General features: G+C 54.0%; 14 protein-coding genes. 7 read left to right on the top strand and 7 right to left on the bottom strand.

Going from position 1 to position 14,338, the window contains the following annotated elements:
* Positions 1-74: 74 nt before the first annotated feature.
* The 3 genes from QM579_RS09200 (at position 75) to QM579_RS09190 (ending at position 3,041) form a co-directional block, all read left to right on the top strand.
* On the top strand, positions 75-731 hold the full coding sequence (locus QM579_RS09200; RefSeq protein WP_414998867.1) for an HDIG domain-containing metalloprotein: 657 nt from the start codon (positions 75-77) through the stop codon (positions 729-731).
* Positions 694-1,608, top strand: coding sequence for a D-alanine--D-alanine ligase family protein (locus QM579_RS09195; RefSeq protein ID WP_414998866.1), 915 nt, complete (start codon positions 694-696; stop codon positions 1,606-1,608). Before QM579_RS09200 ends, QM579_RS09195 begins: the two co-directional genes overlap by 38 nt.
* A 497-nt stretch (positions 1,609-2,105) precedes the next feature.
* A complete protein-coding gene (locus tag QM579_RS09190) occupies positions 2,106-3,041 on the top strand; it encodes a DMT family transporter (RefSeq protein WP_414998865.1) in 936 nt (311 codons plus the stop codon).
* 104 nt (positions 3,042-3,145) lie between these two features.
* Here QM579_RS09190 and QM579_RS09185 read toward each other — a convergent pair whose 3' ends face one another.
* Positions 3,146-4,057, bottom strand: a complete 912-nt coding sequence (locus QM579_RS09185; protein ID WP_414998864.1) for an AEC family transporter — start codon at positions 4,055-4,057, stop codon at positions 3,146-3,148.
* Positions 4,058-4,241: 184 nt separating this feature from the next.
* Between QM579_RS09185 and QM579_RS09180 the strand changes: the two genes are divergently transcribed.
* On the top strand, positions 4,242-5,141 hold the full coding sequence (locus tag QM579_RS09180; protein WP_414998863.1) for a LysR family transcriptional regulator: 900 nt from the start codon (positions 4,242-4,244) through the stop codon (positions 5,139-5,141).
* A 593-nt stretch (positions 5,142-5,734) separates the two neighbouring features.
* On the opposite strand, the gene QM579_RS09175 is transcribed toward QM579_RS09180, so the two are convergent.
* The 3 genes from QM579_RS09175 to rfbF all read right to left on the bottom strand — a co-directional run bounded on the left by QM579_RS09175 (position 5,735) and on the right by rfbF (position 8,210).
* Positions 5,735-6,232, bottom strand: a complete 498-nt coding sequence (locus QM579_RS09175) for a dTDP-4-dehydrorhamnose 3,5-epimerase (protein ID WP_414998862.1) — start codon at positions 6,230-6,232, stop codon at positions 5,735-5,737.
* A complete protein-coding gene (gene rfbG / locus QM579_RS09170; protein WP_414998861.1) occupies positions 6,232-7,347 on the bottom strand; it encodes a CDP-glucose 4,6-dehydratase in 1,116 nt (371 codons plus the stop codon). The genes QM579_RS09175 and rfbG overlap by 1 nt, the downstream gene beginning before the upstream one ends.
* A gap of 98 nt (positions 7,348-7,445) precedes the next feature.
* Positions 7,446-8,210: a glucose-1-phosphate cytidylyltransferase gene (gene rfbF / locus QM579_RS09165; RefSeq protein ID WP_414998860.1), complete on the bottom strand. Its 765-nt coding sequence runs from the start codon at positions 8,208-8,210 to the stop codon at positions 7,446-7,448.
* Positions 8,211-8,567: 357 nt separating this feature from the next.
* Here rfbF and QM579_RS09160 point away from each other — a divergent pair, with 357 nt between their 5' ends.
* Positions 8,568-9,248 (top strand): hypothetical protein, encoded by a 681-nt coding sequence (locus tag QM579_RS09160; protein WP_414998859.1) that lies wholly within the window; start codon positions 8,568-8,570, stop codon positions 9,246-9,248.
* Between the two features lie 355 nt (positions 9,249-9,603).
* Here the strand turns inward: QM579_RS09160 and hflX are convergent, their stop codons facing one another.
* Both hflX and QM579_RS09150 read right to left on the bottom strand, forming a co-directional pair.
* Positions 9,604-11,130 (bottom strand): GTPase HflX, encoded by a 1,527-nt coding sequence (gene hflX, locus QM579_RS09155; RefSeq protein ID WP_414998868.1) that lies wholly within the window; start codon positions 11,128-11,130, stop codon positions 9,604-9,606.
* 255 nt (positions 11,131-11,385) lie between these two features.
* Positions 11,386-11,976 (bottom strand): IMP cyclohydrolase, encoded by a 591-nt coding sequence (locus tag QM579_RS09150; RefSeq protein WP_414998858.1) that lies wholly within the window; start codon positions 11,974-11,976, stop codon positions 11,386-11,388.
* Between the two features lie 175 nt (positions 11,977-12,151).
* Between QM579_RS09150 and QM579_RS09145 the strand changes: the two genes are divergently transcribed.
* Positions 12,152-12,958 (top strand): exodeoxyribonuclease III, encoded by an 807-nt coding sequence (locus QM579_RS09145; RefSeq protein WP_414998857.1) that lies wholly within the window; start codon positions 12,152-12,154, stop codon positions 12,956-12,958.
* A 190-nt stretch (positions 12,959-13,148) separates the two neighbouring features.
* Positions 13,149-13,421 (top strand): hypothetical protein, encoded by a 273-nt coding sequence (locus tag QM579_RS09140; protein WP_414998856.1) that lies wholly within the window; start codon positions 13,149-13,151, stop codon positions 13,419-13,421.
* A 166-nt stretch (positions 13,422-13,587) separates the two neighbouring features.
* Here the strand turns inward: QM579_RS09140 and QM579_RS09135 are convergent, their stop codons facing one another.
* Positions 13,588-13,959 (bottom strand): pseudouridine synthase, encoded by a 372-nt coding sequence (locus QM579_RS09135; protein WP_414998855.1) that lies wholly within the window; start codon positions 13,957-13,959, stop codon positions 13,588-13,590.
* Between the last annotated feature and the right edge of the window lie 379 nt (positions 13,960-14,338).

Raw genomic sequence — 14,338 nt, 5'->3', positions numbered from 1 at the left:
TTTATGTGCCTGCAGCATGCATGCTGCAGGCGGCCTTTCTTGCCATCCCGTCCGTCGGGTGGCATACTTTCCCCATGAAATGTTCATCGCAGCCTGATACCTCCACAGCAAAGGCAGCTCGCCCCCTGGCCGATCTTCCAAGATTGCCCGGTCTGTGCCGTTCTGAAAATCTTGTGCCCACAGATGCAGCCTGTTTTGCCCTGTGGGACAAGTACGACATGCTGCCCAATATTCGCCGTCACTCCACGCTTGTGGCCCATATTGCCACGTCTCTGGCTGCGAGAGCTGCGGAATTGGGGTTTGACGTCAATGTGGGCGAGGTGCGCGCTGGTGGATTGCTGCATGACATCGCCAAAACCTACTGTGTTCGCCACGGCGGCAGCCATGCGCAGGTGGGCGCAGCCTGGGCCGTAGCGGAAACGGGCAATTACGCCATTGCACAGGGCGTTATGCTGCACGTCTGGTGGCCGTGGGCGCTGCCCGAAGGTAGCGGGATCTGCGCTCTGCCTTTTTTCGTGATGTACGCTGACAAAAGGGTCCGGCACGATTCCTGCGTCAGCCTTGAAGAGCGGTACGACGACCTGCTTGGCCGCTACGGGCACAGCGAGGCTGCGCGCGAAGGCATTTATGCCGCTTTTCACCAGGGAAAAAATATTGAAAGCGCCCTTGCGGCGCAACTGGGGTGGACACTGAATGAAGATTCTTTTGATTGCGGGCGGCTGGTCCCCTGAGCGACAGGTATCACTGAACGGCGCGCGAGCTATGGTTCCTGCTCTGGAGGCACGCGGTCATCAGGTTACGTTCTTTGATCTTCTTGCCGACTTCAACAGTTTGCTGGATGAAGCCCGCAAGCACGACTTTGCCCTCATCAACCTGCACGGCGCCCCCGGTGAAGACGGCCTTGTGCAGGCCATGCTTGATCGCGTGGGCTGTCCATATCAGGGGTCCGGCCCGGCAGGTTCTTTTTTGGCGCTCAATAAATGCGCAGCCAAGCAGTTGTTCCGTCTGGCCGAGCTGCCTACTGCCGACTGGGAATTTGTGCCTGTACCGCCAGAAAAAGACTGGCAGCCAAGTTTGCCGTATCCTCTTTTTGTCAAAAGCAATACGGGCGGCTCTTCACTGCGTCTTGGCCGCGCTACCAATCGCGCCGAACTTGACGACATCATGGGCCAAATATTCGCTGCTGGGGAAGAGGTTATTATGGAGCCTGTTCTGCAAGGCCGGGAAGTGACTTGCGGCATTTTGGGCGAAGAGCCGCTGCCACCCATTCTTATCGAGCCTGTGGCCGGCGATTTTTTTGACTATGAAAGCAAATATGCGCAGGACGGCGCCCGTGAAATATGCCCTGCGCCCATTGGCGAGGCTCTTACAGCCCGCGTGCAGGAATTGACGCTGGCTGCACACAAGGTCCTTGGTCTCAGGGGCTACAGCCGGGCAGATTTCATCCTTGGGTCAGACAACAGCCTTACGCTTCTGGAAGTAAATACCTTGCCTGGCATGACGGCCACCAGCCTTGTGCCGCGTGAAGCCAGAACCATTGGGCTGGACTTCGGCCAGTTGCTTGAACGTCTTGTGGCATTGGGCATGGCAGACAGCGCAGGCAAATAATTTTTCGGCGGGGGCGAGCCGTTTGCTGGCAGGGTAAAAGCCTTTCAGCGCGGATCAGCCTGAACGCCCATCACTCGATATGGCCCACCATGACATAATGTTGTGGTGGGCTGCAGTTTCAGCGCTTTTTAGGGAAACGCTGATTATTCCATTTGGCTGCGTTGCTTCATTTTTTTGGAAACAGTCGAGGACGGAAGAGTCCACTCATGCTTCAAAAAAAATCGCGCTTTGCCAAACGAAATAACCGTGCGTTTCCAGGAGGCTCTTTAATCAGAGCCTTTAAGCTTTGAAAAGTTTACAGTCTGGCGTTGCATGCGAGTGCCACGCGGCGTAGCACGGCGTGGATTCAGTTGAAAACAGTATTTTTCGGCAAACGACTGCGTTGAGATTGAAGTATTTCAGCGTTGACCAGCTCCAGATGGCATAGGGTTTCATGCATGCCGATGGTAATCTGTCATTTGTTTGCGCTATCCATACCCCTAACCCCCCACGGTCTCATGTCTGATAAAAAAGCTCTGGCTGGTCATCTTGCGGCCCTGTTCTGCATTCTTGTGTGGGGCACTACCTTCATTTCCACCAAAGTGCTGCTGCGCGATTTTAACCCCATTGAAATCCTTTTTTTCCGTTTCATTCTGGGCTTTGCCGCGTTGTGGCTGGCTTGTCCCAGAATGTTGAAACTCACGGAAAAAAAACAGGAATGGCTATTTGCCGGGGCCGGGCTTGCCGGAGTGACGCTCTATTTTTTGCTGGAAAATATCGCTCTTACGCAAACATTTGCATCAAATGTAGGCGTTATTGTGGCAGTGTCGCCGTTTTTTACGGCCTTGCTGTCACTCTGGCTGTTGAAAGCTGAGAAGCCAGGGCTCAATTTCTTTCTGGGCTTTGCAGCAGCCATTGTAGGGATAGGGCTTATTAGCTTCAGCGGCAGCACCGAGTTGCACCTTAACCCTTTGGGCGACCTGCTGGCGGTGCTGGCTGGTCTTGCCTGGTCGTTTTATTCCATATTTACCAGAAAGATACTGGCTTTCGGCTATAACAGCCTTCAGGTAACGCGCCGTTGCTTTTTCTATGGCCTGGTATTCATGCTGCCGTGCTTGCCGCTTATGGATTTTCATTGGGGGGTGGGCCGCTTTGGGGCTTTTGTGAACTGGAGCAATATTGTTTTTCTGGGGCTTGGCGCATCGGCTATGTGTTTCGTGGCCTGGACATTTGCCATCAAACGTCTGGGGGCTGTGCAAAGCAGTGTGTATATTTATCTCGTGCCCGTTGTGACGGTCATTACTGCCGCCCTTATACTTCGTGAAAAGATCACCTGGATGGCAGGACTGGGCACAGCTTTGACTCTGGCTGGCCTGATTCTGTCTGAAATGCGGCAGTTCGGTGTGAGGAAGAAGGCGGAAAGTTTGCGTCTGCAAAGCAGAAATAAAGCCTGAATTAACGGCTGAAAAAATGCGTGGCATAAATGAAAAGCGCCTGTGCTATGGCAGCAGTTGTACTAAGTACTTGGAGCACTACCGCATGGATAGTTATATGAAAATTAAAAGCTGGTCGAATCAATAATCCAGTAAAGCGCGGGCAACGATAAAAAAGAGAGCAACATGCCCAGGCTGACGGTTGCGGCCGCCAGTTCGGGAGCCAACCCGGCTGCCATCGCAAGCGCCCCGGCGGTAACCATTGGGGGCATGCCAGCTTCAAAGATGGCAACATTTGCAGTCAGGTCGTGTAAGCCAAGCAGGCGGCATGCCAGTAATGCAATCAGGGGGGCTGCCGCAAGTTTGACTGTCAGGCCGTACAACAGCGGGTGTAATATCCGGGGGCTGAGGCGAACTTTCAGTTGAAAGCCTATGGCTGTCATTACAAGTGGAATCAGCATTTCCGACAACGCTTCAAGACTATTCATTACAAAGTTCGGATATGGCGTAGATCGAAAAACCAGCCCTGCAATCAGGGCAAGGGTCGGCGGAAACAGCACTGCGCGTTCTACAATTTTCATTATTTTAATTTTTGCGCCGCTGCTGTACAGGGCAAGAACCGCAGAGCCATAAATTGCAAATATGGGCATGGTTCCCAACTGGTCATAGATAATCAGCGGAGGAATGCCCTGATCGCCAAAAAAAGTTTTTATCATGGGAACCCCCATAAAAGCGGTGTTCCCGATGGGGACAATAAGCAGCAGTACTCCTGTTACAGGCTTTTCCCAGTGAAGCAGCCTGCTGCCGCACCAAACCATTGCGACCGAGAGCAAAAGCATTGTCCAGGGCAGAGTTGCAGGCAATATCATATCGGGCGTAAAACTGATCTGCGGAACTTTTAATAGAATTACAGCGGGCAGCGCCACATAAAGCGCGAACATATTGAGAGCCTGGGCCGTTTCTTTGGGAAATGCAGGCAAGCGCCTGAAAAGAACACCTGTTCCGACAAAAAAACTGATCAGCAAGAATTTTTCCACGTGGCTACCCGGTGTTATGAATTGGAATTTTTTACCAGTAGCTTATCAAAAATTATCAGTCTACGCGAAATAATTAAAATTTGATGTTCATAAATTATCAGCTGTCCGGTGTTGTCAGATTCTCCCCCAGCTGATCTTTTGGGAATGTGAACTATTACTAAGTAGATCTGCCATAGAGGAAAAGATGAATCCAAATTGGGACGATATCAGGTTTTTTCTTTCTGTAAGCCGAACAAGCTCGTTTGTTGCAGCCGCACAGCAGCTTCATGTCACTCATTGCACTGTCTCCAGGCGCATATCTGCACTGGAAGCTGCACTGGGCGCGGAGCTCTTTATCAGAACAGAAAGAGGGTGCCTGGCTACCCACGCCGGTGAAAAACTACTCCCCATTGCTGAAGAATTGGAGCGGGCCGCGCTGAAATTTCAGGATTGCGTTTCCCACGCCGATGGTCAGGTTTCAGGTAAAATACGTATCGGATGCCCAGACGGGTTGGGAAATTGTTTTCTTGCGCAAAAATTGAAGCTTTTACAAACGCAAAATCCCCTGCTTGAGGTTGAACTTGTTTCAGTGCCTTTTTATTACAGTTTATCAAAGCGCGAAGTTGATATTATTATAACAGTCAAAAAACCAGGTGCAAAAAAGATTGTTAGTGAAAATATAACGGACTACAAATTGGGATTATTTGCGAGCGCGCATTACATAAATACATCATGTGCTATCAAAGAGCTTTCAGACCTGAAGCAACACAAGTTGATTGGGTACATTGACGATCTGCTCTATGATCAGGAACTGAGATTCATTGAAGAAATCTATCCTTCAGCGCAAACCGGCTTCAGAAGTTCAACTGTGCTTGGCCAGATGAGCGCCATAAAAGCAGGAATAGGCATAGGCGTGCTGCCGTTTTTTATGGCGCGTGAAGAGGCAGAACTTGTTCCTGTGTTGCCTGAGCGGTGGATAGAAAGAAAATTCTGGATACAGGCTGACGCGGAATCAAAAAAAATCTCACGCGTAAAAAAAACTATGGACTTCATCGTTTCTGCCATCAGATCAAATAAATCCATTTTTACGTCGCCGATATGCTGAGTGCACTGCGGCGCGAGTTCATGTGTCTTGCAGATTAAAAACAGGAGCAACCCGTACGGGGAGGATGCTACTCACCCTGATACAGATATGCTTTTCGGTAACGCGGTAACCCCCGTTAGTGTTTGCCTGATGGTAAATTTTTGTGCATGCACACTGCGCAATCTTGTGCGTCCACCACGTACTCCTGCTTGCGTTGAGTGCCCTCATACACCTGAGCTTACCTTCACCAGCAGTGGGGACGGCGCCATTCGGTCGAGACGTCCTGCCGTGACTGCATTTTTTACACACAGGAGCTTCTGCTGCCGAAGTCCTAACAAGTGTTGTTGCCCGAGGGCAGCTTTACGGCATTGTGCGTGACCTTGCTGAAGATCAATGGGACGTTCAGCCAGCTCAACAGATGCCAAATCTTGAGCTGTTGCCAATCTTTTCCTGACAGTAACGTCAAAGCGGCCCTTTCCTTCCGGTCGGGTACCTGGGTACACCTCCGTCATGAAAAGGGCCGCTTTTTTTGTTTTGATAAAATGTCAGCTGGAAGCAGCGCATAGAGAAAGCATTATTGTCCCGATGCAATGCTGTGGGCTGCCTGTCCGGCGCTATACTTCGCCCAGCTCCCACGTGTAGGGTACGGTGGGATCATTTTCAGGCAGGCGCTGCCCTTCTGTCGGGTCGTGGGGAATATCCGCACAGTTACAGATAAGTGCGGGTGTGTCGCCCATTGCCGCAAATCCGTACCATACGCCTGTGGGAATGCGCAGCAGGGCGTAGTTGTCCGGTCTGCCGAGGGCCAGTTCGCACAATACTCCCCGGGTAGGGGAATTTTCCCGGTCGTCGTAGAGAACGATGCGCAGCAGGCCGGAGGGAACTGCAAAATGCTGCACCTGGCGGCAATGGCGCTTCCACGCTTTGACGTGGCCGGGCAGAACTTCGGAAAAATAGATTTCGCCGAAGCACTGGTGAAAGTCCGGCAACAGCGCAGAATCGGGACGCAGCATGTGCATCACCGGGCCCCCCGGCGTGGGAATGACAGCCAGGGGTTGCAGCAATGCGCCTTCGATGCCCACGTCTTGCGCAACAGTTTCCGTGACGGCCATTACTTTACCCACACCTGCCCGCGCTGTTCGGCGGCGTTTACGTATGCCGCAATCTGACCCAGCGTGAAGTCCAGCATGTTCTGCGGTTTTTTGCCGCCTACCCCCTGATAGAAGCAATGGTACCATTCCGCAGTGTAGCGGATGGTTTCTTCAAAGTTGAGCGTGGCCTTCCAGCCAAGATGGGCCAAAGCCTTGTCGCAGCAAAGCTTGAGCAGGGTGCATTCTTTCATGCCAGCCTGTCCGGCCTTGTCCATTTCGCTGTTGAATCCGGGCCAGTGGACAGCCAGGGCTTCCACCACCTCGGCCACGGTGTTGTTCACATCCGCTGCGGGGCCGAAGTTGTATGCCTGCCCGCGCAGATCAAAGGGGCTGTTCTGGCCCAGCAGAAGCCGCGCACCCAGCCACAGGTAACCCGAAAGGGGTTCCAGTACCAACTGCCAGGGGCGGGTGGCCCAGGGGCTGCGAATCTGCACAGGCTGGCCTGCCGCCCATGCACGGGCGCAGTCAGGCACGATGCGGTCAAGCGCCCAGTCGCCACCGCCGATGACGTTGCCCGCGCGTACGGTGGCGCAGGCAGGGCCGTCCTTGAAGAAACTTTCAAAGTAGGAGTGCGCGATAATTTCGGCGCAGCTTTTGGAAGCGGAGTAGGGGTCGTGACCGCCAAGATGGTCGGTTTCGCGGTAGCCCCACACCCATTCGTCATTACGATAGCACTTGTCTGAAGTAATCATGACCACTGCGCCTACGTCGGGGCAGGCGCGCACGGCTTCCAGCATGTTGAGCGTGCCCATCATGTTGGCTTCAAACGTGAGAGCCGGATCGTCATAGGACTTGCGCACCAGAGCCTGGGCAGCAAGGTGAAAGACCGCATCCGGGCGGAACTGGCGCACGGCCCGCACAAGAGCGTCACGGTCGCGAATGTCGCCACGCAGGTCGGCTTCAAGGTGCGTGCCCAGATTCATTGCGCCATAGTGTGAAGGTTCTGTGGGCACATCGTCGGAAAAGCCGCCTACGACAGCGCCCATCTGGCTCAGCCATGCTGCCAGCCAGGAGCCTTTAAAGCCCGTGTGCCCGGTCACGAAGACCCGGCGCCCTTTATATGCGTTGGCAAACATGAATTTGCTCCTTCAGAAAAGGTTGCAGCGCGGCAAGGCGGCTGTTGGTGCGATAACGCACCGTTCCGCCTTGCCGCGCGTGACATCAAAGTGCGGGTTTACACCCAGAACGCGCGTCCGGAATCCCAAAGTTCATTGAGTTTTATGGAGTCGCGCAATGTGTCCATGCACTGCCACTGGCCGGGGTGCGGATACATTGAAAGCTGTCCTTCCGCCGCAAGCCTTTGCAGGGGTTCTTTTTCCAGGTCGCAGCTTTCGTCTTCAGTAAGATAGTCGAGGAACTCGCGTTTAAAGACAAAAAAGCCGCAGTTGATGTATTCGTCCAGCACAGGCTTTTCTTCCCAAGAGAGAATCTTGCCCTGGTCGTCGGTACGCACTGTGCCGAAGCGTGAGGGCATGCGTACTCCCGTAAAGGTGCCGATGGTGCCGGACTGCTTGTGGAACTCGATCAGCTTGTTCAGGTCGATATCCGCCACGCCGTCACCATAAGTGACCATGAAACTGTCTGTGTCAATATACTTGGCCACGCGTTTGAGGCGGCCCCCCTTGAGGGTATCCTCGCCAGTGTCGCACAGCGTGACGCGCCAATCTTCAATATGGCTGGGATAAGTGGTGATGGCCCCGTTTTTCAGGTCCACAGTGAAATCCGTGTTACGGATATTGTAGTCATGAAAATACTGCTTTATGACCTGGCCTTTGTAGCCTAGGGGCAGCACAAAGTCCTTGAAGCCGAAGCGGGCATAAATGGACATGATGTGCCACAGCACGGGCCGTCCACCGATCTCGACCATAGGCTTGGGTTTGACCGAGGTTTCCTCGCGCAAGCGCGTACCCTTGCCGCCACACATAATAATGACTTTCATGTAAATGCCTCCTGACGCTGCACCTCAGGCTCAATGCCGTGTGGAGCGCGTGGCAAATGTGTAGCAGAAGGCCGTGAGGAAAAAAAGCCCTGTAGCCGCCAGGTGCCCCCTTTGCATTAACGAACGTGAAGGGCTATAAGAAGGTTGCGGTGTACCAGAACCACTACTGGCGCAGTCTGGCGCGCACCTGGAGCAATTTTATTTTAAAATTGTGCAGGAAACTGCGTGAGCAAACGTTTCCCCCTGAGGAATAACCGCCAGTTATTCATGGTGTTACGCGCCGGAGTGGACGTGTTGAAAGCGTTGTGAATGTAAATTCTCAAGGTTGAAATATTATAGATTTGCCAAGAGGTATGTATGAAATTGTCCCGTCGTCCTTTTCGTTATTTTTCAGTGCTGCTGGTGCTGGCGGCCCTGGTGGCAGCCTGCGTATCTTCCGGGCCGCAAAAAGCGCTCAACGGTATGGCCGAGGCTTTGAAAAAGAATGACAGCGCAGCGTTTCTGGCGGGCATGGATCTCAAAAGCTTTGCCAACAACGACATAAAGAACATGACCAAGGAAGAAGCACCTCTGGGCCTTCTGGACAGTCTTGGCCGTTCGCTGGGCATTGGTGGTATGGACGAACTGCTGGGCAGCATTGTGGATATGGAAGCACGCCTGCACAACCACTTCAATCGTGGCGTCAGCACGGGCGAACTTATGGCCCAGTGCCGCCAGGCTGAAACTCCCAATTGCCCCTGGGTGCCGGAAAGCCTGAACAACGCCAAGGTTACGGAAATCGGCTCTGACGCTGCCGTTGCCCAGATAACTACCCCGGCCCGTATGACAAGCTGGCTTGCCCTGCGCAAGATTGACGGCAAGTGGCTGGTGGTGGGGCAGGCTGTTATGGAAAGCACGGCTCGCCAGTATGCTGCTGGAAAAAGCGCTCCTGCTGCTCCTGCCGCGCCGAGCGAGCCAAAGCCGCAGCCCGCACCGGAAAAACCTGCTCCAGGCCAGGACACTATGGCTGGCGACAACCAGAGCGTGACCAAGATCTAGAGAACTTTAACGCTAATCTTCTCCAGGCGATTAAAATTATAGCGTTTTCAGCGCGTAGAAAATAAGGATTTGCAGAAAGCCCGCATGCTTTGGCATGCGGGCTTTCTTGTCATAAAAATATATATGGTTTCAGCACTGTTTTGAGCAAAGCTACTTCGCGGCCGAGGCACGCCTGAAAGACACGGCCTTCAGAAACACTGCCTTATGTCAGGAAGACTTCTGTAATGTACTGAAATGAAAAGAATGTATTGAAGAAGAAAACGCGAATGAGGAACCTCTTTTGCAAAAGGGGCTCCTCACTCACAAAGCAGTTCACGGTAAAATGCTCTGGTCCGGCTGTGTGGGCAGGCGTTGCTCAATTGAGGCAATATGGAATTTCTTCCACAATATTGGTGGCCTCGTGCAACAGGCGCATTTCAAGCTCTTCCAGCAGGGCCTTGCAGCCTTCACCAGTTTTGGCGGTAATGGGCAGGGCATGAGGAAAAGCGTCGGCCATTTCCGCACGGGCGGGCGCTTCCAGTTGATCCCATTTGTTGAGAATGAGCAGGCGCGGCACACGGTCAAGCTCCATTTCGGTCAATATGGTTTCAACTGCGCTGATCTGCTGCAAAAGGTCGGGATGCGAGGCGTCAGCCACATGCAGGAGCAGTTGTGCTGCCTCCAGTTCCTCAAGGGTGGCGCGAAAGGCGTCCATGAGCTCCTTGGGCAGATTGCGGATAAACCCGACAGTGTCAGCCAGAATAAGCTCTTTTTCGGCAGGAAAACGCAGCCGCCGCGTGGTGGGATCAAGTGTGGCGAAAAGTTTGTTTTCCGCCAGCACTTCAGAGCGGGTGAGCGTGTTGAGCAGTGTTGACTTGCCCGCGTTGGTATAGCCCACAAGCGCGGCCAAGGGGATGCCCTGGCGTGAACGGCGCGCTCTGGTAAAGGAGCGCTGCTTGCGCAGCTGGTCAAGCTCTTTGCGGATGCGGGCCATTCTGTCGCGAATTTTGCGGCGGTCGGTCTCAAGCTTGGTTTCACCGGGGCCGCGCCCGCCAATGCCGCCCATAAGGCGGTCCATAGCCCGGTTTTTACCTACGAGGCGTGGCTGGGTGTAGCGCAACTGGGCCAGCTCCACCTGCAGTTTGCCAGCGCGGCTTACGGCGTGTTGGGCAAAAATATCAAGAATGAGCTGGGTGCGGTCCACAACCTTGCGCTCGGTGATGTCTGCCAGATTGTGCAGTTGCGAGGGCGAAAGCTCACCGTCAAAAATCAGCATGCCCGCACGGCCTTGCAGGGCCAGCACTTCAAGTTCCGCGACCTTGCCGCGGCCCATTATAAGACGCGGATTCACCTGAGTTACACGCTGCACCATCCGCCCGGCCACGGTCAGACCAGCGGTGCGGGCCAGTTCGCCCAGCTCATCCAGATTGCGTTCCTGAATGATGCGGGGCAGGGCAGCCACGGAAACCAGCAGGGCACGTGGAGTACCGTCGGCTTCCTGAGCGTCTTCAGCCTGACGGGACAGCTCTTCTTCCAGAGCTTCAGCCGTGTCTACCATCTGGGCCGTTGTGCGGTCCCAGGGGCGGGGCTGGTCGAGCTGATAGGCTTGGCCGTTGACGCTTGAGGGCAAAAGATGCGCCGCCTGCCACTGCACAGGATCGCCCACGGGGTTGACCGTAAGGGCGACAACGGCGTCTAGCCGCAGGAAGAGCATGTCCATAAGGTCTTCCTGACTGATGCCGCCGGGGGTCAGATGCGTGTGCAAAAGACGCAGACCGCGCAGGCGTTCATTGCCGCTGCGGCCTCTGGGCAGTTCAGGAATCATGATGCTGCCAGCCTCGCCCACAATGACCATTTGCACACGGCCTTTGCGGTCTATGAGCAGGCCTACCTGCCGTCCTATGGCGCGTGAAAGCAGCGCCAGTTCACGCGCCTGCTCAACCGTGTAAACGTCTTCCGCCGGAAAACGGCGGTTGAACAAGCGGTTGAGGGCGGCAAGCTGGCTCGGTTTCAGCCCTTGTACGTTGCCTTCTGGTTTTGGAATGGTCGTCTCCTGACGGGCGTATGTCTTCGGATATCCGGCGGGCCGGATCAGTTGATGCTGGCGGTTGTGGCACAGAAAAAAACGGGGCGGCCAGGCCGCCCCGAAAAATGACGGTTACGGGCGAAGGTAGGACGTGATGAGCGCGTCGTAGCGTGAAGTGGCCTCAAAGGCGCGTGACGCCATGATCTGGCGAAATTCCAGACTCACGCCGTTTTCATGCGTACGCATTTCGTCCATCGCAGTGGGGTACCACTGGGGCGAAGGCAACACAAGAATACTGTGGAAGTTCTTGGCAGCCGCACGCAGCATACAGGGGCCGCCGATGTCAATTTCCTCCACGGCCTCTTCAAGCGAGAGCTGACGCTCCACAGCACCTGCAAAGTTGTAAAGATTGACGCAAACCATATCAAAGGGGCGAATGCCCTTTTCGGTCAGGGTCTGCATGTGGGACTCTTCGTCCTTGTTGGCCAAAATGCCTGCGTGAATCTTGGGGTGCAGGGTTTTTACCCGGCCACCGAGAATTTCGGGAAAGCCGGTTACCGTACTTACCGCGGTGACGGGCAGACCCGCCGCCTCCAGCACCTTCTGGGTACCGCCGGTGGAAATAAGCTCCACACCACGGGTGGTCAGAAAGGTGGCGAATTCCACAAGGCCGCTTTTGTCCGTGACGCTCAATATGGCGCGGCGGATGGGCAGAATTTCCATGAAGCGACTCCTAAATTTCGATGGGTATATGCGCCGGAAAGCCCGACGCTGCGTGATGCAACCCACCTTCATTACTACAGCAAAGCTTCCGTTTAGGCAATCAGCAACAACGCGCCCGGACCGCCGGGGCCTTGCAGGCAAAGGTCCGCGAGGCTATGCTGCATGAGGAGGTTTTATGCTGCTCAAACTCGTATCCTGGAATGTTAACGGTTTGCGGGCTGTGTCCGCCAAGGCGGAATGGGACTGGTTCACGCAGACTGATGCGGATGTGGTTGCCCTGCAAGAAACCAAGGCACACCCGGAGCAGCTGGACGAGACTGTGCGCGACCCCGCGGGCTGGGAATCATGCTGGTCGTCCAGTGTTGTAAAAAAAGGGTATTCCGGTGTGGCCGTTTACAGCCGCACGCCCTTTCTGAACAGCAGCGCGGAATTGCCGCAGCCTGAATATCAGGGCGAAGGCCGTCTGCTACATCTGGAATACCCGGCCTTTCATTTTTTCAATGGTTATTTTCCCAATGGAGGAGCCGAAGAGCTGGATGAAAACGGCAAGCCCACTGGGGCATTCAAGCGCGTGCCTTACAAGATGGGGTACTTCGAAGCTTTTCTGGCCTATGCGGAAGAATGCCGCAAGACAAAACCCATTGTGGTTTGCGGCGATTTCAATATAGCGCATCGGCCCATAGATCTGGCCCGACCCAAGCCCAATGAGAAGAATACGGGGTTTCTGCCCCAAGAGCGCGCCTTTCTGGACCGCTTTACGGCTATGGGTTATGTGGACACCTTCCGTCATGTACACGGCGACGCGCCCGAGAAGTATTCGTGGTGGTCGTACAAGAGCCGCGCGCGTGAAAAGAACATTGGCTGGCGCATCGACTACTTTTTCGTCTCACAGGAACTCGTGCCCGCCATCCGCAATGCCTGGATTGAAAATGACGTCTATGGTTCGGACCACTGCCCTGTCGGACTGAGTCTGGAGGTATAGACTTTCGGCAACGCCGCGGCTTTGTTCTCTTACAGGATTTGTAGTGGCGTACAACGGCGCTTTCGGCGTAGCCTTGGTAGGCAGATGTGAATTTTCCCACGCATCCATGCCCTGGCAGGCCTGGGTTGTTCAGTCTGTGCTGCCTGCGGCCCCATGTGGTCTGCCAATCTGGGGTCACTGCATATTTGTAATGAAAAACCGCCTTTGGCCCTTGCGTTGCAGCAGGGCCAAAGGCGGTTTTGCGTTTTATAAAAAAAGAAAGCAGGACGTCAAAAAGTGGACGGTTGCAGCGGAGCCAGATTGGAAGGCCCGTGCAGCGGCAGCTCGCAGGGCGTCTGCAATCTGGTTGGTTCTGCTATTGTGTTCAGCCGGGCATATCTGCCATTTGAAAACAATCCTGGAGCAGATTAGTTTTGAGAATGCACATTCTCAAAGATTAAAGCATGCCCGTTGCGGAATTTAACCGCATACATAAATCCTAGAGGGGGCTGTTTTTAAATAATTGATTTTGCGCCAAGGGCAAGGAAAAGGCTTTTTTACGAAAGAAGTGTACTTTTGCGGTACAGGACGGGAGTAAAAAATGGCCTTTTGTCGCAGCCAGTTGGACAAAAGAATTATTTGAAAAGTCCCTAGTCGAGCAAGCCCAAAAGGCGCGCCACACGCTGCTCATTCAGGCCAGAGTGAGCCTGTATCATTTCCTGGCTGTGCTGGGCGGCTTCGTCTTCCACCTGAGCAAGAGCCTGGGTCATTTCTTCATTATTGAGCATATGCGGTGTTTCTGTAACTGGGGGCTCAAGTTCATGCGCGGCAGATGTGGCAGCCGCAGGTTCCGCTTTTTGCGCGGGCAGCATAGCATTGACCCTTTCCTGAAATGTTGGAAACAGCGGCCCCATGTCATTATTACGAAAACGGAATTCCAGTTCCACCGGCTTTCTCCTTATGCTTGGCGCTTCCAGCGCTGCTTTGGCAGTGCGGAAGGCAGTAGCGGCAAAATTGACCATATAAGGTCTTGCGCTGTTGATAAGCAAAAAACATGCCTTGCACGTGAAACGTAGCTGTCAGTTTCAAAGGCCAGTGGAGGTACTTTGGCCGGGAGGGCAGAAAATCAGCACTATGGGCTCACAGTGCGGCTGGATTGTGGTGCTTTGATGGGCTCTTCAAAGATGATTTTTCAGAGTGCAAGGATACGTCGTCTTCTTATGCCAAAAAACAATTTTCGGCAGAAATCACGGTGCTGTGGGCGGTCTGAATTTTTATGCAGCGTTTGAGCTTTTAAATATTTCTGAAGTAACGTGCACCGCCCCCTTTGCAAAGGTTTTACTAAATTGCTGGCAGACGGCCATAAAAAAGCCCGGAGGCGTTGCCTCCGGGCTTTTTTGA

The organism is Desulfovibrio sp. (assembly GCF_047607245.1).
Lineage (GTDB): Bacteria > Desulfobacterota > Desulfovibrionia > Desulfovibrionales > Desulfovibrionaceae > Desulfovibrio.
This window is presented reverse-complemented; position numbering and strand designations above follow the sequence as displayed.